Annotated in this window: 16 protein-coding genes and 1 tRNA gene; 6 read left to right on the plus strand and 11 right to left on the minus strand. The window is 66.6% G+C overall.

Features of this window, described 5'->3' with window-relative positions; translation table 11 throughout:
- Window positions 1-22: 22 nt before the first annotated feature.
- The 3 genes from AB0J47_RS00135 to AB0J47_RS00145 form a co-directional block, all read right to left on the minus strand.
- Window positions 23-1,066: a tyrosine-type recombinase/integrase gene (locus tag AB0J47_RS00135; RefSeq protein ID WP_364338724.1), complete on the minus strand. Its 1,044-nt coding sequence runs from the start codon at window positions 1,064-1,066 to the stop codon at window positions 23-25.
- Window positions 1,063-1,497, minus strand: coding sequence for a hypothetical protein (locus AB0J47_RS00140; protein WP_364338726.1), 435 nt, complete (start codon window positions 1,495-1,497; stop codon window positions 1,063-1,065). The genes AB0J47_RS00135 and AB0J47_RS00140 overlap by 4 nt, the downstream gene beginning before the upstream one ends.
- A 170-nt stretch (window positions 1,498-1,667) precedes the next feature.
- Window positions 1,668-1,749, minus strand: a tRNA-Leu gene (locus AB0J47_RS00145).
- A gap of 387 nt (window positions 1,750-2,136) precedes the next feature.
- Here AB0J47_RS00145 and AB0J47_RS00150 point away from each other — a divergent pair.
- On the plus strand, window positions 2,137-11,490 hold the full coding sequence (locus tag AB0J47_RS00150) for a fatty acid synthase subunit beta domain-containing protein (protein WP_364338728.1): 9,354 nt from the start codon (window positions 2,137-2,139) through the stop codon (window positions 11,488-11,490).
- 93 nt (window positions 11,491-11,583) lie between these two features.
- Entirely contained in the window at window positions 11,584-12,018 is a 435-nt protein-coding gene (locus AB0J47_RS00155) for a holo-ACP synthase (protein WP_040687506.1), read from the plus strand.
- Between the two features lie 60 nt (window positions 12,019-12,078).
- Here the strand turns inward: AB0J47_RS00155 and AB0J47_RS00160 are convergent, their stop codons facing one another.
- On the minus strand, window positions 12,079-12,699 hold the full coding sequence (locus AB0J47_RS00160) for a TetR/AcrR family transcriptional regulator (RefSeq protein WP_245721387.1): 621 nt from the start codon (window positions 12,697-12,699) through the stop codon (window positions 12,079-12,081).
- 314 nt (window positions 12,700-13,013) lie between these two features.
- Between AB0J47_RS00160 and AB0J47_RS00165 the strand changes: the two genes are divergently transcribed.
- On the plus strand, window positions 13,014-14,273 hold the full coding sequence (locus tag AB0J47_RS00165; RefSeq protein ID WP_364338731.1) for a hypothetical protein: 1,260 nt from the start codon (window positions 13,014-13,016) through the stop codon (window positions 14,271-14,273).
- Window positions 14,274-14,436: 163 nt separating this feature from the next.
- Here AB0J47_RS00165 and bcp read toward each other — a convergent pair whose 3' ends face one another.
- Window positions 14,437-14,910: a thioredoxin-dependent thiol peroxidase gene (bcp, locus tag AB0J47_RS00170; RefSeq protein WP_364338733.1), complete on the minus strand. Its 474-nt coding sequence runs from the start codon at window positions 14,908-14,910 to the stop codon at window positions 14,437-14,439.
- Window positions 14,911-15,100: 190 nt separating this feature from the next.
- Here bcp and AB0J47_RS00175 point away from each other — a divergent pair, with 190 nt between their 5' ends.
- A complete protein-coding gene (locus AB0J47_RS00175; protein WP_364338734.1) occupies window positions 15,101-15,322 on the plus strand; it encodes a DUF3618 domain-containing protein in 222 nt (73 codons plus the stop codon).
- Window positions 15,323-15,383: 61 nt separating this feature from the next.
- On the opposite strand, the gene AB0J47_RS00180 is transcribed toward AB0J47_RS00175, so the two are convergent.
- Both AB0J47_RS00180 and AB0J47_RS00185 read right to left on the minus strand, forming a co-directional pair.
- A complete protein-coding gene (locus AB0J47_RS00180; protein WP_062993065.1) occupies window positions 15,384-15,680 on the minus strand; it encodes an excalibur calcium-binding domain-containing protein in 297 nt (98 codons plus the stop codon).
- A 136-nt stretch (window positions 15,681-15,816) separates the two neighbouring features.
- Window positions 15,817-16,794: a pirin family protein gene (locus tag AB0J47_RS00185; protein WP_364338737.1), complete on the minus strand. Its 978-nt coding sequence runs from the start codon at window positions 16,792-16,794 to the stop codon at window positions 15,817-15,819.
- Window positions 16,795-16,852: 58 nt separating this feature from the next.
- On the opposite strand from AB0J47_RS00185, the gene AB0J47_RS00190 reads away from it, so the two are divergent.
- Window positions 16,853-17,317 (plus strand): MarR family transcriptional regulator, encoded by a 465-nt coding sequence (locus tag AB0J47_RS00190; RefSeq protein WP_364338739.1) that lies wholly within the window; start codon window positions 16,853-16,855, stop codon window positions 17,315-17,317.
- Window position 17,318: 1 nt separating this feature from the next.
- Here the strand turns inward: AB0J47_RS00190 and AB0J47_RS00195 are convergent, their stop codons facing one another.
- From AB0J47_RS00195 to AB0J47_RS00205, 3 genes are all read right to left on the minus strand, one after another.
- Complete coding sequence (locus AB0J47_RS00195; RefSeq protein ID WP_364338741.1) at window positions 17,319-17,630, minus strand: hypothetical protein; 312 nt, start codon at window positions 17,628-17,630, stop codon at window positions 17,319-17,321.
- 94 nt (window positions 17,631-17,724) lie between these two features.
- On the minus strand, window positions 17,725-18,357 hold the full coding sequence (locus tag AB0J47_RS00200) for a transglycosylase SLT domain-containing protein (RefSeq protein WP_364338743.1): 633 nt from the start codon (window positions 18,355-18,357) through the stop codon (window positions 17,725-17,727).
- A gap of 537 nt (window positions 18,358-18,894) precedes the next feature.
- Entirely contained in the window at window positions 18,895-19,365 is a 471-nt protein-coding gene (locus AB0J47_RS00205; protein ID WP_364338745.1) for a MarR family winged helix-turn-helix transcriptional regulator, read from the minus strand.
- A gap of 77 nt (window positions 19,366-19,442) precedes the next feature.
- Here AB0J47_RS00205 and AB0J47_RS00210 point away from each other — a divergent pair, with 77 nt between their 5' ends.
- Window positions 19,443-19,817, plus strand: coding sequence for a cupin domain-containing protein (locus AB0J47_RS00210; RefSeq protein WP_364338747.1), 375 nt, complete (start codon window positions 19,443-19,445; stop codon window positions 19,815-19,817).
- Between the two features lie 132 nt (window positions 19,818-19,949).
- On the opposite strand, the gene AB0J47_RS00215 is transcribed toward AB0J47_RS00210, so the two are convergent.
- Window positions 19,950-21,398 carry an aldehyde dehydrogenase family protein gene (locus tag AB0J47_RS00215; RefSeq protein WP_364339742.1) on the minus strand — a complete coding sequence of 483 codons (1,449 nt, stop codon included), beginning with the start codon at window positions 21,396-21,398 and terminating at the stop codon, window positions 19,950-19,952.
- Window positions 21,399-21,680 lie beyond the last annotated feature (282 nt).

A 21,680-nucleotide genomic window follows, 5' to 3' on the forward strand; every position in this document is an offset into this window, starting at 1 on the left:
CTGGTTCCCTTGTGCGAGGTGGTCAGCGTGCGGACGACGCGTGCGTGCTCGGCTGGTGTGCGGGCACGAGTGGATGAGGCTCGCCGGTCATGACCGACAGCGCGGCGGCTACTTCCTGTAGGTAGGACTTGACGTAGGTGGCGGTAGCGCCGCTGGTCTTTCCGCGGTGGCCCGCGTATTCGCGGGCGATGGCGTAGCTGAAGGTACGTTCCACCCACGTGAGAGTGGTGTGGCGTAGCCAGTGCATGGTGATGCCTTGGGTGGCGACCCAGGGGAGGACTTCGCCGACGCGTTGCCAGATGTTGTCGTATCGGCGTGTGGTGATCGGTTTTCCGTTGCGATAACGGAGTAGCTGTCCCGACTGTGGGCTGTTGCGCTTGGTGGCGTGGTCGAGCAGGTGCCGCATCAACGTCGGCGACACGGGCTGCCAGCGGTCGGCGCCGTCCTTCTCCCGCAGATAGACCAGGCACTGCTCGGGGTCGAGGTCATGTGGACGCAACGCGAGCGCACCGCCACGGCGGCAGGCTGTTTCGATGTGCAGGCGCAGGATCAGGGCGTCGAGTTCGGGGTCGTCGCCGGTGGTGGCTGCGGTCTGGCAGATCTCGGCCAGCTGGCCCGAGGGGATCGCGTATCGGTGGGAGGGACGTCGCACCGGGATGGTGAGTTGGCGGGCGGGGTTGTCGCACGGGCGGATCCACCCGTGGTCCTCGGCGTAGCGGTACACGCAGCGCACGGCGCTGATGAAGTGCTCGACGGCGCTCGCGCCGCCGCGGGACGCGCGGTTGACGCGGGCGCCGAGTTGGATGGCGCGTGCCATCTCGTCGAGGTCGGGTTTGCCCACCTGATCGAGGTGTCGGTCGGGCCACTGCTGTTCCAACCGGTCGAGGTGGGTGCCGTAGGTGCGTTTGGTGCCCGGTTTGAGTGTTTCGCGGACGCGGGGAACGATCTCGGCGAATGTCGGCACCGTGGCGCCGACGGTGACGAGGTCGGCGGGGGAGATACCCATCTGGGTCAGCAGCAGCCGTGCCGCTGCGACGGTTTCCGTACTGGCGGTCGGTGTGTTCATCGGCGCACCGCCTCGAGCAGTCGCAGACTCGCCGCGCACAACTGGTCGAGCGCCGCGGGCGGATGGATCAGCAACTGGTTGCGGGTGCGATGCCCGATCAGCAAGGTGCGGTCGCCGACGAACAAGCTCATCTGCCGTCGCAGCCGATACGGGATACGGAAGTACCCACCCGCGGCGATGGTGGTCTGTCCGTCGAGGGCGGGTCGGGCCAGCAGCACTCCAGCATCGAGGCGGGTCAGTTCCAAGCGAGTGCCTGGTCGCCAGCCAAGGGCGGCGAAGCCGAGCTTGTCGAGGACGCGGCCGCCGTCGCCGACGGTGCAGATCCCGTAGACGACATCACCGTCGGCAGGGCGCACCGTCGGGGTTGTCGGGAGGGGACCGTGGATGAGCTCCTGCAGCGGAGACTGGGGAGGGATGACGGGCGCGATCATCGGCGATCTCCCGCGCCAGCAAACTTTCGCGAGGGGGCAGATATGACGGATTCTGGCAGATCTGCCAGGAATCGGTGCAGGTCAGAACGTGTTTCCACTGGTCGGCTCCCGTGTGTGCAAGGGCACTCGCACACAGAGCACGAATTTCTGTCACGTTTGACGTGAATCTGTGCGCGAGAGGGGACTTGAACCCCTACGTCCGTGGACACCAGAACCTAAATCTGGCGCGTCTGCCAATTTCGCCACTCGCGCTTGATGGTACGACCGTCCAAACTCTACCGGGCTTGACCGACATCGCGAAGCGCAGCCCCGGCATGTCGTACTCGCCAGTAACCCCACCTGGTATTATAACGATTCGATAACGCTCAACATGAGGAGTGCTCATGTTTCGTACGCGTTAGTAACCGGGTGGACCAGCGGGTTTGAACATGAGGGAGAGTCATGTTTCTGGGCATTCTGGTACGTCGGTACGGAAATACTCGACGGTAAGACGCGCGTCGCGACACAAACGTGAGGATTTCCTCATGATTTTCTGGAATCCTTGCAGTCATCAGGGCTCATTGGTGAGGAACACCTGCGCACCGGAGGGAGCGGCGTGTCTTGAACGGCATGTCGCCAGGAGAAGGAAGTCGAAGCGTCTTGACGATCAATGAGAGCACTGCGGCCGGAACCGGACAGAGCCCGAAAGTGGTTGGGGCGCCACAGCAGGAGGGTTCGCGGTCCCCGCTGCTGGATCGACTGCTGGGCGGAACGCCCTACGCGCTGGCCTTCGGTGGGCAAGGTGCGCGTTGGCTCGGTGAGTTGGAGGAGATCGGGCGCGACGCCGCACTGGAGCCCGAACTGACCGCATTGGTCAACGAAGCGGCGACACTGCTGGAACCTGTTGCGGCACAACTACTTGTCGTACGACCGGTCGGTTTCGACCCGATCGGCTGGATGCTCGAGAACGAGCTCGCCGAGGGTGATGAGGCCGAGGTTTCCGGTGCGCCTTCGGAGCAGGTGCTCCGGTCGGCCGTGGTTTCGATGCCGGGCGTATTCCTGACGCAGGTGGCCGCCGTGCGCGCGCTGCGGCTGCAGGGGCTGGATGCCAACGAGCACGCGCCGGTCGCGGTTGTCGGGCACTCGCAGGGGCGCCTCGCCGCAACCTCGGTACAGGCCGGTGGACAGCGCGACGCCGAACTGCTCGCCATCGCCCAAATGATCGGTGCCGCAGCGGGTTTGGTTGCGCGGCGGCGCGGTCTGATGCCGGTGGGCGAGCGTTCGTCGATGGTCGCGGTGTCGAATGTCGATCCCGAACATCTGCGCACGGTGGTGGCCGAGGTGTCCGCGGGCGTGGATCCCGCCGCGGCCGCGGTGGTTTCGATTCGCAACGGTCGTCGTCGCGTGGTCCTTTCCGGCACGCCGACCCAGCTGGAGCGGGTGCGTCAGCGTTGCTCCCAGATCCATGACGAGCAGACCCGCGAGCGCGATGCGAAGACGCGCGGTGGCGCGGTCTTCGCACCGGTCTTCGAGGATCTGGCCGTCGATGTCGCCTTCCATCACCCCGCGCTCGCCGACACGGTCGACATCGTGAGCGGCTGGGCTTCCCAGTGTGGTCTGGATGCGGAACTCGCGGGTTCGCTGGCCAAGGAGATCCTCGTCGACCCGATCGACTGGGTCGAGGAGGTAGACGGCGTCGTCGCCGCCGGTGCGCAGTGGATTCTCGATCTGGGCCCCGGAGACCTGCTGAGTCGACTCACCAGCGGTTCGCTGAAGGGTACCGGCGTCGGCATCGTCGCGGCCGCGACCCGCGCGGGCCAGCGCAGCCTGCTGACTCCTGGCGCCGCACCCGAGGTGGCTCAGCCGTGGTCGGCCTTCGCTCCGCGCCCGGTGCGCCTGCCGAGCGGACGCATCGTGGTCGAGACCTCGTTCACCAAGCTGACCGGTCGCTCGCCGATCCTGTTGGCGGGCATGACCCCGACCACGGTGGACGCGAAAATCGTTGCGGCGGCCGCGAATGCGGGCCACTGGGCGGAGCTGGCCGGTGGCGGTCAGGTCACCGAGCAGATCTTCGCCGACCGGGTTGCCGAGCTGAAGACGCTGCTGCATCCGGGCCGCGCGGTGCAATTCAACTCGCTGTTCCTCGACCCGTACCTGTGGAAACTGCAGCTCGGCGGCAAGCGCCTGGTGCAGAAGGCCCGTGCGGCGGGTGCGCCGTTCGACGGTGTCGTCGTCACGGCGGGCATTCCGGAGCTGGAAGAAGCCGTCGCGCTCATCGCCGAACTGACCGAGGTCGGCATTACACATGTGGCGTTCAAGCCGGGCACCGTCGCTCAGATCCGCGCGGTGTTGCGCATCGCCGACGAGGTGCCGGACTACCCGGTGATCATGCACATCGAGGGCGGCCGGGCCGGTGGACACCACTCCTGGGAGGACCTGGACGACCTGCTGCTGGAGACCTACGCCGAGCTGCGCAACCGCGAGAATGTGGTGGTCTGCGTCGGCGGCGGCATCGGTACCCCTGAGCGCGCCACCGAATACCTGACCGGCGAATGGGCTGTGCCGTACGGCTATCCGGTGATGCCGCTCGATGGCGTGCTGGTCGGCACCGCCGCCATGGCGACGCTCGAGGCCACCACCGCACCTGAGGTCAAGCAGCTGCTCGTCGATACCCCCGGCACCCCGGACTGGGTCGGCGCGGGCACCGCGACCGGCGGAATGGCTTCCGGCCGTAGCCAATTGGGTGCCGATATCCACGAGATCGACAATGCGGCCTCGCGCACCGGCCGCCTGCTCGACGAGGTCGCCGGTGACGCCGATGCGGTCGCCGAGCGCCGCGACGAGATCATCGCCGCGCTGAATGCCACCGCCAAGCCGTATTTCGGCGATGTCACGACCATGACCTACCTCGGGTGGCTGGAACGCTACGTCGAGCTGGCCGTCGGCCTGGACCGCCGCAAGGACTTCGACTGCGGCAGCGACCTCGGCGACGCCATCCTGGACGCCACCCGTTCGGTCTGGCTCGATATCACCTGGCGGGACCGGTTCGCGGAGATGATGCGCCGCACCGAATCCCGGCTGCACCCGGCCGACCGCGGTGAGATCCCGACGTTGTTCGAATCCGACGAGGTCTTCGAGAACCCGGTCGACGCGCTGTGCACGCTGAAGCAGCAGTACCCGGCCGCCGAGCAGACCCTGCTGCACCCGGCGGATGTGCCGTTCTTCGTCAGTCTGTGCAAGACCCCGGGTAAGCCGGTGAACTTCGTGCCGGTGGTCGACGGCGATGTGCGCCGCTGGTGGCGTTCGGATTCGCTGTGGCAGGCTCATGATCCGCGTTACTCGGCCGATCAGGTCTGCGTCATTCCGGGCACGGTCGCGGTCGCCGGTATTACCCGCGTCGACGAGCCGGTCGGCGAATTGCTCGATCGTTTCGAGCAGGACACGGCGTATGCGCTGGTTCGTGCCGGTGTGTCGCCGGTCGTGGTGCACGCGCGCCGCTCCGCTGGTGTCACCGAGGGACCGATCGACGCGGTGTTGGCCGCGCCGGATGTCGAATGGTCCGGCCGCACCACGGTCAACCCGATCCACCGCCTCGGCGACGTCGCCGAATGGACCGTCGATGACAAAGGGGCGGTACATCCGCCGACCGGTGCGACGGTCACCGAAACCACCGGCCCGGATGCCGATCACGCCTATGTCGAGCTCACGGTGCCGCTGTTCGGCGGTGACGCCGTGCGCATCCGCCTGCGCATCACCGTGCCGACCTCCCTCTACAACGGCGGCGCGCCGGTGATCACCGAAACCGATGCCGACACCGCCATGTCCGCACTGCTCGCGGTCGCCGCCGGCCAGGCGCTGCCGGAGGTGAAGGGCAAGGTCGCACACCTCAATGTGGCCTGGACCCCGGACCTCATCGCCGACCACGCGGGTGTCACCGGTTCGGGCCTGCCCGGCGCACTGAGCACGCTCGGGCGCAGCGCGCCCGATGTGCTCGTCGGTGCGTGCTGGCCCGCCGTCTTCGCAGTGCTCGGCGCCGCGCGCAGCGCCGACGGCGACAGTGTCATCGAGGGCATGCTGGATCTGGTCCACCTCGATCACCAGATCGCACTCGAGCGCGACCTGCCGCACGACACCAGCATCCTTGTTGTCCGCGCCGAATCGGGTGACGTTGTCGACACCGATCTGGGACGCGTCGTCGAGGTGCGGGTGTCCGTCGGTGAGATGCGGGATCAGGGCCTCGATGTGGTGCCGCTGGCGACGCTGACCGAACGCTTCGCCATCCGCGGCCGCAATGGCGCGGGCGAGTTGACCGATCCGCCGCGCGCGGCCGGTGTGGTCTCCGATGCGGCCACCGACACCCCGCGTCGCCGCCGCCGTGACGTCACCATCCTGGCGCCGCGCACCATGCGTGCCTTCGCCGCGGTCTCCGGTGACTACAACCCCATCCACACCAGCGATTCCGCCGCCAAACTGGCCGGACTCGGCAGCCCGATCGTGCACGGCATGTGGCTTTCGGCCGCCGCGCAGCACGTGGTGTCCGCGGTGGATCCCGAAAGCTCCACTCCGGCACGGACTTTGACCGCCTGGACCACTCGCTTCCTCGGTATGGTCCGCCCGGGCGCGGAGATCGACGTGCGCGTCGAGCGAATCGCGGTCGACAGGGGCAGCGAGATCGTCGAGGTCTCCTGCCGCGCCGACGGCGATCTGGTGATGACCGCGACCGGTCGCACCGCCGCCCCGAAGACCGTCTACGCCTTCCCGGGCCAGGGCATTCAGCGCAAGGGCATGGGCCTGGACGCCCGCGCCCGCTCCAAGGCCGCCAAGGAGATCTGGGAGCGCGCCGATAAGCACACCCGTGCGGCACTGGGCTTTTCGATCCTGGCCGTGGTGCGGGACAACCCGACCTACCTCAAGGCGCGTGGTGTCGAACACCGGCACCCGGACGGCGTGCTGCACCTGACCCAGTTCACCCAGGTCGCGATGGCGGTGCTCGGTGTGGCTCAGGTCGCCGAGCTGCGTGAGGCCGGTGCCTACGTCGAGGGCGCCATGCTGGCCGGACATTCGGTCGGTGAATACAACGCGCTCGCGGCCGTTGCCGGTGTGCTGCCGCTGGAGGCGGTGCTGGAGGTCGTCTTCCAGCGCGGCTCCGCCATGCACGAGCTGGTGCCCCGGGATGCGCAGGGCCGCAGCGACTATCGGATGGCCGCCATCCGGCCGTCGCAGATCGGGCTGCCCGATGATGAGGTCATCGACTTCGTCAAGGGTGTGGGCGAGAGCGTCGGGGAATTCCTCGAGGTCGTCAACCTGAACCTGCGCGGTTCGCAGTACGCGATCGCGGGCACGGTCAAGGGCCTCGAGGCGTTGGAGACCGAAATCGACCGCCGCCGTGCCGAATTCGGCGGTAAGCGGGCGTTCATCCTGGTTCCCGGCATCGATGTGCCGTTCCACTCCACCGTGCTGCGCGAGGGTGTGCCGGAGTTCCGGCAGAAGCTCGAGCAGCTGCTGCCCGCGGATCTGCATCCGGAAATCCTGCTCGGCCGCTACATTCCGAACCTGGTGCCCAAGCCGTTCTCGCTGGAGCGCGCATTCATCCAGGAGATCGCCGATCTGGTGCCCTCGGAGCCACTGGCCGCCATGCTCGCCGACTTCGACAACTGGGCCGCACGCCCGACCGAACTGTGCCGCGTGGTGCTTATCGAGCTGCTGGCCTGGCAGTTCGCCAGCCCGGTGCGCTGGATCGAGACCCAGGATCTGCTGTTCACCGATGCCGACCACGGCGGTCTCGGGGTGCAGCGTTTCGTCGAAATCGGTTTGGGCGCAACGCCGACCGTGGCGAACCTGGCCAGCCAGACGCTGAAGCTGCCCGCCTTCGGCACGGTCACCGTCGAGGTGCTGAATATCGAGCGCGAGGCCGCGATCGTGTACTCGACCGATACCGATCCCGCGCCGGTCGACGAGCCCGCTGACGACCCGGTCGAGACCGCTTCGGCCGCAGCGCCGGCCGCGGCGGCCCTGGTGGCCGCACCCGTCGCGAGCTCGGGTGGTCCGCGTCCGGATGACATCGCGTTCACCGCCGCCGACGCCACCCGCGTACTCATCGCGCTGTGGACCAAGCTGCGGCTGGATCAGATCGGCCCGGTCGACACCATCGAGGGTCTCTGCGACGGTGTTTCGTCGCGGCGCAATCAGCTGCTCGTCGACCTCGGCTCTGAGCTGTCGCTCGGTGCGATCGACGGTGCCGCCGATGCCGATATGGGTGCGCTCTCGGCCACGGTCGAGCGACTTGCGCGCACTTACAAGCCTTTTGGTTCGGTGCTGTCGGATGCCATCGGCGATCACCTGCGCAAGGTGTTCGGTCCGTCCGGTAAGCGGCCCGCCGCGATCGCCGAGCGCGTCAAGAAGGTCTGGGAGCTGGGCGACGGCTGGGCCCACCATGTCACCGCCGAGGTTTCGCTCGGTACCCGCGAGGGTGTCAGCGTGCGTGGTGGCGATCTCGGCGGACTGGTCGCGAGTGTCAGCGACGCCGCGTCGGTCGATGCCGCCATCGACGCCGCCGTGCAGGCCGTCGCGGCCCGTCGCGGTGTCGCGGTATCGCTGCCGAGCGCGGGCGGCGGTGGCGGCGCCACTGTGGACGCCGCGGCGCTGGGTGAGTTCACCGAGCAGATCACCGGTCGTGACGGCGTGCTCGCCACGGCCGCGCGCGTGGTGCTCGAACAGCTCGGCCTGGCCGAGCAGGTCTCCGCGCCGGAGGCCAGCGACGACACCCTGGTGGATCTGGTCTCGGCCGAATTGGGTTCGGACTGGCCGCGTTTGGTCGCGCCCGCCTTCGATGCCCGCAAGGCCGTGCTGATCGACGACCGCTGGGCGACCGCGCGCGAGGATCTGGCCAAGCTCTGGCTGCTCGATGACATCGGTTCCGGTGCGGAGTCGGTAGAGGGTTTCTCCGGTGCCGGTGAAGCCGTTGCGGCACAGGCGAACTGGTGGCGTGAGAAGGCCAAGCACGAGGCCCGCTCGGTGCTGGCCGGACTGTACGAGCGCATCGCCGAGGCGGCGCTGAACACCGAAGAGTCCGGCCTGTGGTCCTCGGATATCGCCGTGATCACCGGTGCCAGTAAGGGTTCCATCGCGGCCGCGGCCGCCGGTCGACTGCTCGGCGGCGGCGCCACGGTCGTGGTCACCACCTCTAGCCTCAACGACGCGCGGCTGGGCTTCTACCGCAAGCTCTACCGGGAGAACGCGCGCCACGGCGCCGCGCTCTGGGTCGTGCCCGCGAATATGGCTTCCTACCAGGACGTCGACGCGTTGATCGACTGGGTCGGCAGCGAGCAGGTCGACAATGCTGGTGGTGCGAAGGTCAAGATCAAGGACGCGATGACACCGACCCTGCTGCTGCCGTTCGCGGCGCCGCGGGTCGCCGGTGATCTCGCCGACGCCGGTGCCCGTGCCGAAATGGAGATGCGGGTGCTGCTCTGGTCGGTCGAGCGGCTGATCGGTGGGCTGTCCAAGATCGGCGCCGATCACGATGTCGACGCGAAACTGCATGTGGTGCTTCCGGGTTCGCCCAACCGCGGCATGTTCGGCGGCGACGGCGCCTACGGTGAGTCGAAGGCCGCACTCGACGCGGTGGTCGCCAAGTGGCGCGCGGAGAAGTCGTGGTCGAGCCGGGTCACCCTGGTACACGCCCTGATCGGCTGGGTGCGCGGCACCGGGCTGATGGGCCACAACGATCCGATGGTGACCGCGGTCGAAAAGGCCGGTGTGCACACCTGGTCCACCACCGAGATGGCCGATGAGCTGCTCAAGTGGTGCACCTCGCGGGCCCGTCAGGTGACCGCAACCGGACCGCAGCAGATCGATCTCACCGGAGGACTTGCCAGGGTCAAGCTCGATCTGCCCGCGCTGGCCAAGCAGGCCCAGGAGGACGCACCGGCCGAGAACGAGGAAACCGTTGCGGCGGCGACGATTTCGGCGCTGCCAGCACCGCCGACCGTGAGCTCGGCGCTGCCGGTGCCCGAATGGGGTTCGGTGACCGCCGATCTCGCCGATATGGTCGTCATCGTCGGCGCCGGCGAGCTCGGCCCGTACGGTTCGGCGCGCACCCGGTTCGAGATGGAGGTCTCCGACGAGCTCTCCGCCGCCGGCGTGCTCGAACTCGCCTGGACCACCGGTCTGGTCGCTTGGGAGAACGATCCCAAGCCCGGCTGGTACGACACCGAATCCGGTGACTACGTCCCTGAACACGAGGTCGCCGAGAAGTACCACGATGCGGTCGTCGCGCGCTGCGGTGTGCGCCGCTACGCCGACGACGGCGCCATGATCGACAATGCCGCACCGCTGATGACCTCGGTCTTCCTGGACCAGGATCTGACCTTCACGGTCGGCGGCGAGGCCGAGGCGCGCGCCTTCTACGCCGCGGATCCGGAGCACACGGTGATCACCCCGGTCGCCGACTCCGGTGACTGGCAGGTGATCCGCAAGGCGGGCACCGAGATCCGGGTGCCGCGCAAGGCCAAGCTGTCGCGCACTGTCGGCGGTCAGATCCCGACCGGCTGGGATCCCACCATCTGGGGCATCTCCGCCGATATGGCGGCCTCGGTGGACCGGGTGGCGCTGTGGAATATCGTCTGCACCGTCGATGCGTTCATCAGCTCCGGGTTCAGCCCGGCCGAGCTGATGAGCTGGGTGCACCCGAGCCTGGTCGCCAACACCCAGGGCACCGGTATGGGCGGCATGTCCTCGATGCGCTCGCTCTACATCGACAACCTGCTCGGTGAGTCGCGCCCGAACGACATCCTGCAGGAGGCACTGCCCAACGTCGCGCTCGCGCATGTGGTGCAGTCCTACGTCGGCAGCTACGGTGCGATGGTGCATCCGGTGGCGGCCTGCGCGACGGCCGCGGTGTCGGTCGAGGAGGGCGTCGACAAGATCCGTTTGGGCAAGGCCGAATTGGTGGTCGCCGGTGGCTTCGACGATCTCGGTATCGAGGGCATCGTCGGCTTCGGTGATATGTCGGCGACCGCGGACTCGGCGGCCATGAGCGCCAAGGGCATCAGCGACCGGTACTTCTCCCGGGCCAACGACCGCCGTCGCGGCGGCTTCGTGGAATCGCAGGGTGGTGGCACCGTCCTGCTGGCGCGCGGTGACGTGGCGGTGGAAATGGGCCTGCCGGTGCTCGGTGTGGTCGCCTTCGCACAGTCCTTCGCCGATGGTGTGCACACCTCTATCCCGGCGCCCGGCCTGGGCGCACTCGGTGCCGGGCGTGGCGGTCGCGAATCCAAGTTCGCCGCCGAACTGCGCAAACTCGGTGTGGCGCCGGACGATATCGCGGTCATCTCCAAGCACGACACCTCGACCGCGGCCAACGATCCGAACGAGTCCGAACTGCACGAGCGGTTGGCCACGGCCATCGGACGTTCCGAAGGCGCACCGCTGTTCGTGGTTTCGCAGAAGAGCCTGACCGGACACGCCAAGGGCGGCGCGGCCGCCTTCCAGCTCATCGGCCTGTGCCAGGTGCTGGAAAACGCTGTGGTGCCGCCGAATCGGAGCCTGGACTGCGTCGACGACAAGATGCAGGCCTACCCGCATCTGGTCTGGGCACGCGAACCGCTGCGCTTCGGTGAGCGCTTCCCGCTCAAGGCCGGTCTGCTGACCTCGCTCGGCTTCGGCCACGTATCGGGTCTGCTCGCGGTGGTGCATCCGGAGGCGTTCATCCAGGCGATCGAGCCGGGACGGCGCGAGGAGTACCAGCGCCGGGCGCAGGAGCGTCAGCTCGCCGGACGGCAGCGGTTCACCGAGGCCATGTGCGGCGGCGCACCGCTCTACGAGCGGCCCGCGGATCGGCGTCTCGGTGCCGATGGCACGCCGTCGGAGCAGAAGCGGCAGCTGGAGGCCGACGTGCTGCTCTCGCCGGAGGCACGACTGTCCGGTAACGGCACCTACCGGGCCGACGGCGCGGGTTGCGGCACCGGCGCAGTGATTCTCGGTCAGCTCGATGCCGGTGGCTCTATGGCATAGCGGCTTCGGCCATTACCGTGCAGAGTGCGGTCGCTACGGCGGCCGCACTCTGAGTTTTTCATTTGGGCTCGAAGGCTGAGGAGCGGCGACGCATTGACCATCCTGGGTATCGGCTTGGACTTGGTGACCATCTCCGAGTTCGCCGAACAGTTGCAAAGGTCCGGAACCACCATGCTCCGGGAGAGTTTCACCGCCGGTGAGCGGCGCTACTGCCAGAGCAAGGGCACCGACCCGGCACGCAGTTACGCGGCGCGCTGGGCGGCCAAAGAGGCGGTGTTGAAGGCATGGGCGTCTTCGCGTTTCGCGCGCCGCCCGCAGATCGGCGATAATCCGTACCCCCTCATCGAGGTGGTCAACGACGCCTGGGGCCGCCCGAGCATCAAACTGCACGGCCTTGCCGCCGAATTCCTGCCCCGCGCAAGGGTTCACCTGTCGCTGACGCACGACGGCGACACCGCAGCCGCCATGGTCGTCCTGGAGGATCCGGGTGAACTCGCCGACCTGATCGAAGGTCGCGAAGCGCAGTAGCCGACCGATGTTCGAGCCGAGCACCCCGGGGTGCTCGGCTCGAACGCGGACTGCCAAAGATCAGCGCTGGCCGCCGGTTCGGGATTCCTTTTCGGCGACCATGAGGTATGCCACCATCAGCCGTTTGAGTTCGGAGACTGCTTCGGTGTTGCTCTGGTCGTCTTGGACGGAGAAGTTCAGCATCGAGTAGACGACGTGCACCAGGACTTCGGCCATCATGGTGCGGCGTGCGCGGGGCGTGCGCGGGGTCAACGGGCGCAGCATTTGCGAGACGACCTCGGCGAATTCCTTTTCGTGGATCGCGCCGGTGGCTCGGGTGGACGGGGTCGACTGCATGGCCAGCCATACTTCGCGCCGGGACGGGTCGGTCATCCACAGATTCGCCAGATGGTCGACGAACTGGTTCATATGCCGCAACCAGTCCAATGACGGGATTTCACCGTGGAAGTCGGCGAGTTCCTGCGAAACCGCAACCAGGTCTTGGCGATTCAGCTCGCAGACGATGACGTATTTATTGGCGAAGAACTGATACAGCGTGCCGATCGGCACTTCGGCCCGCGCGGCCACCTCTTCACAGGTGAACGATTCGAACCCGACCTCGACGAGCAATTCCCGGGATGCCTGCAAGAGGGCATCGAACTTGCGTTTACTGCGCTCCTGAGTCGGCCTGCGCCGCGGCATGAGCTCCTGCGGGTCGTCCTGCAGGTCCAACGCAGGATCCAGACGTCGCTGCTTCGACCTGGCCTCCGTGCGTACATCCACGTATCAAGGCTAGCGGTATAGACACGCGTGCGACACGCGCACCGTATCTGCGTGTTAAGGACTGTCACATTTCATCACCCATCCAAGCCTGAGATGGCGCCGAACACATAACCGAGCGTGCGTGCATCTCAACGCACGTTTCGTGCCGGGGAATCCAAGGGGCTCAGGGGTTTCGGCAAGCTCGTGAGCTCTGCAATTGCACTGGGAAGGCGTGATCAGTGGGAGCTCGATCCGTGGTAACACTAGGCGTTTCCACCGAACGCGGCGCCGTTCACGCGGTAGCCCTCGCCGACGGCGGCGAGAAGCTATCCGAGCGGGTGCTGCTTCAGCGGGTGGTAAAAACTCGTGGCGATTCGAAGGCGGACCTGGCGGTCGCGGTCCAGACGGCGCTGGACACCCTAGCCGCAGAGTTGGAGTCGGAGCGGGAGATCGTGGGCGCGGCAGTCGCCTACCGCGATGCCGTCGAGCGGCGCGCCATCGTCACCAGATTGGCGTCCGGCCCGTGGCATACTGCCTCGCTGGTATCGGCCAAGTCGGCGCATCTGAGTGTGGCCGGGGTCATGACCTGGCTCGATGAATTCGACGATCTACTCATCTGCGAGGTCGTCCCGGGGCATCAGGCGTTCACACTGATCGACCGCAAGCGCAGCCGGGTGCTGGCCGCGACGAGCCAGTCCGGCAGTGCGACCGCCGAAACGCTCGACGTCGCGGTATCGGATGCCTGGGATCAGTTCGAGGCGGCGATGGTCCGGCCGGATGCGGTGGTGCCGATCGGTTCGGCCGCGGATGGACCGTTGGTTGCCGCGGCGATGGACGGCTTCGGTGCGCCGGTGCTGCCGTGCAAGATCGCGACCTCCGCCTCGGCGGTCGGTGCCGCGCTGTTCGCGATGGGCGATGCTGTGGGTGTGAGCGAGCCGGTCGAGCCGGTGCGCAGTACGCGCGCTTACCCTGCGCTGTTCGCCGCGGCCAGTGTGCTGGTGGGCGGGCTGGTCGCGGGCGGCTTGTACGTGACAACGCGTACGGGCACAGTCGTCGCTGACGCTCGGGTCACCGCGGATGCCCGCGTGGTCGACGGTGATACCGGATCGCCGAGCGGCTCTACCGCGGGCTCCTCGGTGCAGCCGAATATCAACCCGTTCGATCGTCCGGAGGCCCGCCAACCCGCGGCCGCCGGAAACACCGCCGACTCGACGGTGGCTGCCTTCGATCTGGACAACCTTCCGCAGTACAACGAACACTGGGGCGTTCAGCCACCCGTATTGGTCTCTCCGGACGCACACGAACACGGAAACGAGGCGGCCGGATCGCCTCAGCAGCTTCCAGGCACCGGAACCCCGGGGCCGACTGTCAAAGTCGGTGCTCCGAACGACGCCATGCTCTTCCCGGGTGAGGCTCCGCCGCCGGCGGCCTTCACCCCCGAGTTCTACCGCTGGTGGGACAACCACGTCCGCATGCTCATGCAATGGGCGGCCCAGCAGTTGCAGCCCATCTAGGTGAAAGCTCTCGAGAGGTCCGGTGCCCCAGTGGCTCCGGACCTTTCGTTCAATGCACCTTCGACATGGACGAAACCCGTTGGGCGCAAGCCGATCTGCGGTTCGGTCCTGATCAGTTGCTCGACAGCTACAAACGGTTCCTGCGCTCGTTCGACAAGTAGGTCTACACCGACAGGTCGCGACGGAGTTTGGCTACATGGCCGGTGGCACGGACGTTGTACTGCGCCACTTCGATTTCGCCTTTTTCGTCGACCAGGAATGTGGAGCGGATAACGCCGGTGACTGTCTTGCCGTACATGGTCTTCTCCCCGAACGCACCCCATGCGGTAAGGACGGATTTGTCCGGATCCGAGAGCAGTGGGAAGGTGAGCTTTTCGTTGTCGCGAAACTTGGCCAATTTGGTGGGCTTATCGGGCGAGATTCCGATGACATCGATGCCCGCACCCCCGAGGTCGGCGAGGTTGTCGCGGAAATCGCAGGCCTGTTTGGTGCAGCCGGGGGTGCTCGCGGCGGGGTAGAAGTAGACGATCACCTTGCGGCCGCGGTAGTCGGACAGCGAAACGTCCTTGCCATCGGCGTCGGGCAGGGTGAAATCGGGGGCGGGATCGCCGGGGGAGAGGCGTTGGTTGTCGGTCACCTCTTGCACGGTAATCGAACGTCCCGACAACGCGGCCGCACCCACGCAGCCTGGCTGGCTAGACTCGTCGGCGAGCTCGGTTCGCGGCACATTTGAACACGCGGTGTGAGCGACGGGCTCGCCAGGCGGCAGCCTGCGTAACCACGGAGAGACCCCGCGAGCACCGCAAATTGAACACAGGAGGATATACGTGGCTAGGGATACCGAGCGGATCGAGCGGGAGATCGAGACCGCACGGACACGGCTCGCGAGCACGCTCGACGAAATCGCCGTACGGGCCGATCCACAGCGCATTGCCGATGACACCAAGCATATGGTGCTGGCGAAGCTGAACCAGCCGAAGGTGAAGTACAGCCTGATCGGCACGGCCGTGGTGGTTGTCGGGTTGGTGCTTGTCAAGATTTTCCGCTGAGCCGAAAACGCAGAACACCCGGTGTGGCTGAGCACACCGGGTGTTCTGCGTTTCAGGGCTATCAGACCGTCGGGCAGGCGAAGCCGTCGCCGTCTGGATCCAAATGCGGGCCGTAGCCCGGTTCCCCGCGGAAAAGCGGTGCCCGACCGGCCGCGCGGGCCTCGTCGCAGTTGGCGAATGCGCCACCGGCCGAGCCGGTCTGGGACATGCCTGCCGAACCGGTCGCGGCCGATCCGGTATCGATGGCGGATGAGCCCGTTCCTGCGGAACCGGTGGGGACGTCGGCCAGGGCTGCGGGCGCCGCTAGAAAGGCGAGTGCTGCCGCGGCAACGCTGACGGTGAGCCGGCGAACGTTCATATATTCCTCTGTTTGTGTGCTGCGGTGGAGTAGCGTCCAGGGGGAGACGCCGCATCCACTGTTGTGACGGGCCGCGTACTTGTCAACTGCGCAGCAAAACAATTAGGGGCATTAGGGGACAACGCCCCTACTTCCGTTATTCGCCCAAACGCCTGCCTACCAGATGTTCGGCCGGGATATTGCCCATGCGTCCGGCCTGGTAATCCTCCATTGCCTGGATGATTTCGGCGCGGGTGTTCGTGACGAACGGACCGTATTGCACCACAGGCTCTTTGATCGGCAGGCCGCCGAGCAGCAGTACCTCCAGGTCGCCGGTTCGGTTGTGTTGCAGGGCATCCGCAGCGACGGTGATCGAGTCGCCGGGACCGAATACCGCGAGTTGACCTTCGCTGATCGGCCGGCGCTCGGCGCCCACTGTTCCGCTGCCGGAAAGTACGTACGCCATCGCGGTAAACCGTTGCGGCCATGGGGTTTCCAGCTGGCCGCCCGGGGTGATGGAGGCGTGGGCGTAGGCGATCGGGGTATAGGTCGAACCCGGCCCCGCGAAGCCGCCCATCTCGCCCGCGATAATGCGCACCAGTGCCCCACCGTCGTGCGAACTGACCAGCGTCAATTCACTGCCGCGCAGATCCTGGTAGCGCGGTGTGGCCATCTTCTGCGCGCGCGGCAGATTGACCCACAGTTGGATGCCGTGGAACCAGCCGCCCGCGATGACCAATTCCTCGGCGGGCAGTTCATCGTGCAGGATGCCGGAACCGGCCGTCATCCACTGGGTATCGCCCTCGCTGATGACGCCACCGCCGCCATTGGAATCGTGATGCACCATGGTGCCGTCCATGACGTAGGTGACGGTCTCGAAGCCGCGATGCGGATGCCACGGCGCGCCCTTGGCTTCGTAGGGCTCATAGGCGACCGGACCCATCTGGTCGAGCAGGATGAACGGATCTGCCGAGCGCAGATCCATGCTCGGGAACGGCCTGCGCACCTCGAAGCCGGCGCCTTCGCGCTGCTGATGTGCGGTGCTGATACTGCTCACCTGCCGTTCCCGCGTCGAATCCGTGGGTCGGGGCAGGCGCGGCAGCACCACGATGTCGGGGACGGTGATGGCTGGCATGGGCACCTCCTGAATAGTTGGTGTCCATGTCAACCAAACATTGGCTAGGATCATTCCCGTGGTGCGTTGGTTGAACGATGACGAGCAGCAGACCTGGCAGGCCTTCATCCGGCTGCGCCAGCGCCTGGATGCGACGCTATCGGCCGGGCTGGCCCGGGACGGACTGTCCACCGCCGACTACGAACTCCTGGTGCCGCTGTCGGCCGCGCCCGGCGGCTGTCTGCGCGCCAAGGAATTGGCCGCCGAGGTCTGCTGGGAGAAGAGCAGGCTCTCGAAACACTTGGCGCGCATGGCCGCTCGCGGACTCGTCGACCGTCGCCCAGCTGAGGACGACGCCAGGGGGATTCTGGTCGAACTCACACCCGAGGGACGCAAGGTGCTCGAGAAGGCGGCCCCGAACCATGTCGAATTGGTGCGTCGGATGTTCGTCGATCCGATGACACCCGCCGAGGCGCGTGCGCTGCGATCGCTGGCCGACAAGGTGGTCGTCGAGGCCGAGAGCGAGTCCGAACTCGGTTACTGAATCACCACGGTGCGATCGGCGGCTTCACCCACAGCAGCTTCTCGTCGCTACTACTGCGCTGTGCCGCAGGATGATTCGGATTCCGGGCGGCCCAGGTGTCCTTCTCCTCGAGCAGCTTCGCCACGGTCGTCCAGGTCTCGTCGGTGCTCGGCGGATTCGTCTCGGCCGCACGCGCCAGCTTCCGGCGGACCGCCGCCGGCATATCCAGCAGTTCCGTTCCGGTGATGCCGCGATCCCAGATATAGGTGGCGAGGCGGCGCGCCTTCTCGGCGCGGCTCTTCGACGCGTGGTCGGAGTGGGCGTAATCGGTCATGGCGGAATCCGCATCGGTGGTGGTCGGTCCTGGTCGACCCTACGACAATGCCTCCCCGCCGTCGGGCGGGGAGGCATTGTTCAGCAGTCGCGGATCAGTACGCCGAGTTGACGTTATCCATCGAGCCGTAACGGTGGGCCGCGTAGTTGCAGGCGGCAGTGATGTTGGCGACCGGGTCCCAGATGTCCCAGGCGGTACCCTCGACGTGGTAGGCGTTGAAGGTCGGGTCGATCACCTGGAGCAGGCCCTTGGACGGAATGCCCTTGGCGGCGTTGGAGTCCCAGAGGTTGATGGCCTGCGGGTTGCCGCCCGATTCGCGCATGACGTTGCGGTAGATGCCGTTGTAGCTACCCGGGATGCCCTGTCCTGCCATGATGTCGAGGGCGTGGTGGATCCAGCCGTCGAGGTTGTCCTCGTAGACCGGGGCCGGGGGCGGCGGCAGGGGCAGCCCCGGAATCTGCGGCAGCTCGGGCAGCGCGGGCAGACCCGGGAGGATCGGGGCGTCGACCGGCGTGACCGCGGGAGCCGGAGCGGCCGCGTCGACCGGCGCGGCCACGGGGGCCGGCTGCTGCTCGGAGACCATGGCAATGCGCGACGGAACGCTGTCGTCGGCCAGCGCGACTACGGAGGAGGTGCCGACGGCGATGACACCGGCCGCGGCCACTGCCAGGGTGACACCGTCACGCAGTGAAAGGCGGCGGAAAGAAGGGAGGCGTTTGTCGAGCATTTCGAAATCAGTTCCTTGTCGTGTCCAGAGAGGCGATCCGGCCCGGTTGAGGCAGTGCGGATCTCCGACGGGGCACCCGGTGGGAAGGCCCGCCTGAATCGGTTCGTATGCTGTTTTCGGGTTTTGTTGTGAAGGCCAGGCGAGCCCTGGCGCACGACGCGGTGCGAGTCACCCGTGGTCGGTTCCCGGCGGGTGCCGCTGTCGAGCGAGGAGAATGCGGTCACGGGCTGTTGTGCCGCTGGTATCTCCAGCAACCGCGGCGGATGAAACCCATCTGCCGTTGCGGTCGTTTTCCGACTGTGTGTGGATTGCTCCACAGTGTTACCAAACTGCAGGTCTGTTTCTGACCTGGTCTCAGCTTGGTCACGGCCGGTTAACGCAACATGAACGAATAGTGAATGGCGGGGGTTGCCGATCTTGGAAAGCCCTGGTCGGGCTCCTTGAAACCCCCTCTATGCGGGGAGTTTGCTGCTAAACCTGATGTGACGCAGGTCACGGAAATTTCAGGGTAACGCAGGCCACTTTGTCTCGATTTGGTCACCAAGAGGCCGGGCGGACCCGTCCGGGGGCTACCACGCGGGTCAAAATGTTACGCAATTCGGCCACCTTGGAATCGCCCAAAACGGATGCCCACCGGTCGGCGAATTCAGCCGCGGCAGCATCGGCCGCGCGCGTGCAGGCCCACCCCTTCGCGGTGAGTGTGATCAACCGTGCGCGCGCATCGTCGGGATGTGCGTTGCGCTCGACGTAACCCTTGCGCACGAGTTCGTCCACCAGCTGACTGGCCGCCTGCTTGGTCACTTCGAGATGTTCGGCCAACTCGCCAACCGTCGCCCCGTTCGGCGCCAGTCGTACGAAGGCGAACCCGTGCGTCGGCCGCACATCGGTGAACCCGGCCGCGACCACTCCTGCATGAATGGCATCCGTGGCGGCGGCTCCTGCGGCCAGCAACAGCAGGGCGAGGTCCTGGCCGGGCCGCAGGGTCGAAGCGGGTTTCGGATTCGACATGGCTGACATCTTGACACAGATAGGCAAGTTGGTTGACTATATAGTCAATCTGCTTGACCAAATGAAGGAGTTCAGACATGCCAGTGACCCGTGCCGCCGACGCCGAGGTCCACGAAATGCACGGCACCCGATTCACCTCTTACATCCGTCCTGGCACCGGCAGCGCCGAACTCTGCGTCTGGCAGATCCAGGTGTCGGCCCACACCGAAGGCGTGCCGCACAAGGTGCTGCGCGAAGAGGCGTTCGTGGTCATCCAGGGTGCGGTGACGATCACAATCGACGGGCAGGCGGAGGCCCTGGTGGCCGGTGACGCCGCAGTGGCGCCCGCGAATTCGATGATCGCCCTGACGAATTCGGCCGCCGAGCCGGCCGTAATCGTCGTGACGGTCCCGGTCGGATTCCGCGGTCAGCTGCCCGACGGAACCGTCATCAACCCGCCCTGGGTCGCCTGATGGTGTAGGTGGAAAGCCGAGGGTTCCCACCACACGCAATCGCCGCAACCCACCCGGACTCCTCGAATCACAATCCGAGATCCTCGACCGAAAGGGTGTTGGGTGTCCGGATTCTCCCGGGGGCGACCGCTCTCAGTGGCCGATGTAGACCGACTTGATGTTGTAGTAGGACTCGATGCCCTTCTTGCCACGCTCGCCGCCCCAACCCGACTGCTTATGGCCGCAGATCGGCATCGAGGGATCCGCCGCGAGTGCGGAGTTCACCCAGATCTGGCCGGCGCGTAGCTCGTTCACGACGCGATGTGCGCGGCCGAGGTTTTCGGTCCAGATGGAGCCGGCGAGCCCGTACTCCGTGTCGTTCGCGGCGGCAATGACCTCGTCCTCGTCGTCGAACGGGATCACCGAGCCGACCGGCCCGAAAATCTCCTCGCGGATGAGACGCATGTCGGGCGTGGTGCCGGTGACAATCGTCGCCTCATAGAAGTAGCCGCGGCGGTCCATCACCTGGCCGCCGGTCACCACCTGCGCGCCGGCGGCCACGCCGTCGTTCACGATGCCTTCCACGCGCTGGCGCTGCTTCTCGCTGATCAGCGGCCCGAGGACCGAGTTGGGATCATCGCTTCCGCCCATCGGCAGCATCTTGGCGAAGGCGGCGAGACCGTCCACGACCTGTTCGTAGATGCCGCGCTGAACGTAGATGCGCGAGGTGCAGGAGCAGTTCTGGCCCGAGCCGGCGAGCAGGCCCATGCCAGCCCCCATGATCGCCTTGTCCAGATTGGCGTCGTCGAACATGATCAGCGGTGACTTGCCACCGAGCTCGAGCGTCAGGCGCTTGAGGTTGCCGGCGGCCGCCTTGACGATCAACCGTCCGACCTCCGTCGACCCGGTGAACGCGATCTTGTCGACGTCCGGGTGCGCAGTGAGCGCCGCACCTGTGGTCTCGCCGTAGCCGGTGATGACATTCAGGACGCCGTCGGGCAGACCGGCCTCGCGAAAGATCTCCTCCAGCTTCAGCGCGGTGAGCGGCGTCTCCTCGGCGGGCTTGAGGACAGCGCTGCAGCCCGCCGCGAGGGCGGGCGCGACCTTGAGCATCGCGACGAAGAACGGCCCGTTCCAGGGGATGATGAGGCCGACGACGCCGACCGGCTCGAGCTGAGTGAAGGTGTGGTAGTTCTCGAAGTGGCCGAGTAGTCCGTCGGACACGAGATTGCTCGACTCGCCGTGGATCTTGCCGACCCAGCCTGCGTAGTACACCAGCATCTCGAGCGACACCTTGATGATCTGACGCGCGGCCATCGCGTTCATGCCGTTGTCACGGGCCTCGATCGCGGCGAGCTCGTCGGTGCGGGCCCTGATGATGTCCGCAGCGCGGAAGAGCACCTCCGCGCGGTGCGCGGCGGGCAGCTTGCGCCAGACGCCCGACTCGAATGTTTCGCGTGCCCGGGCCACCGCAGCGTCGACGGTCGCCTGGTCGGAATCGACGACCTCCGCGATCAGCTCCTCGGTGGACGGGTCGAATACCGGGATGATCCCCGAGCTAGGGCTTTCGACCGCAGGATCGACGTCGATCGTGCTACTCAATGTTCCGCATCCTTTCGCCGAGCCGCTCCTACACGGAGAAGCGCCGGTGCCTCCAGTTGTTGAGAACCCTTTGCTGTGCAAGCACAGGAAGAATCTGGCCGCGTGCCGCCGCCGGCAGGACTTGGGCCGGCGCCGACCGTTAGTTCGAGATGGGCCCTGCGTCTCGAGGTCAGGGTCTCGTGGTCGTCGTACGCGACGTAGGTTACGCGCTTAACTAGAAGGCGTCCAGCACCGTAGGTGCTGACCGGCGCCAGCGTGGGCGCAGCCCACCGCACGGTGCTC

This window comes from Nocardia sp. NPDC049737 (assembly GCF_040674755.1).
GTDB lineage: Bacteria > Actinomycetota > Actinomycetes > Mycobacteriales > Mycobacteriaceae > Nocardia.

Bases quoted from the DNA above. Each gene is read 5' to 3' on its own strand.
- AB0J47_RS00210 (WP_364338747.1), top strand. From the start codon at position 19,443: ATGCCAGTGACCCGTGCCGCCGACGCCGAGGTCCACGAAATGCACGGC.
- AB0J47_RS00140 (WP_364338726.1), bottom strand. From the start codon at position 1,497: ATGATCGCGCCCGTCATCCCTCCCCAGTCTCCGCTGCAGGAGCTCATC.
- AB0J47_RS00185 (WP_364338737.1), bottom strand. From the start codon at position 16,794: ATGCCAGCCATCACCGTCCCCGACATCGTGGTGCTGCCGCGCCTGCCC.
- AB0J47_RS00200 (WP_364338743.1), bottom strand. From the start codon at position 18,357: ATGCTCGACAAACGCCTCCCTTCTTTCCGCCGCCTTTCACTGCGTGAC.
- AB0J47_RS00180 (WP_062993065.1), bottom strand. From the start codon at position 15,680: ATGAACGTTCGCCGGCTCACCGTCAGCGTTGCCGCGGCAGCACTCGCC.
- AB0J47_RS00160 (WP_245721387.1), bottom strand. From the start codon at position 12,699: ATGCCGCGGCGCAGGCCGACTCAGGAGCGCAGTAAACGCAAGTTCGAT.
- AB0J47_RS00135 (WP_364338724.1), bottom strand. From the start codon at position 1,066: ATGAACACACCGACCGCCAGTACGGAAACCGTCGCAGCGGCACGGCTG.
- AB0J47_RS00205 (WP_364338745.1), bottom strand. From the start codon at position 19,365: ATGTCGAATCCGAAACCCGCTTCGACCCTGCGGCCCGGCCAGGACCTC.
- AB0J47_RS00195 (WP_364338741.1), bottom strand. From the start codon at position 17,630: ATGACCGATTACGCCCACTCCGACCACGCGTCGAAGAGCCGCGCCGAG.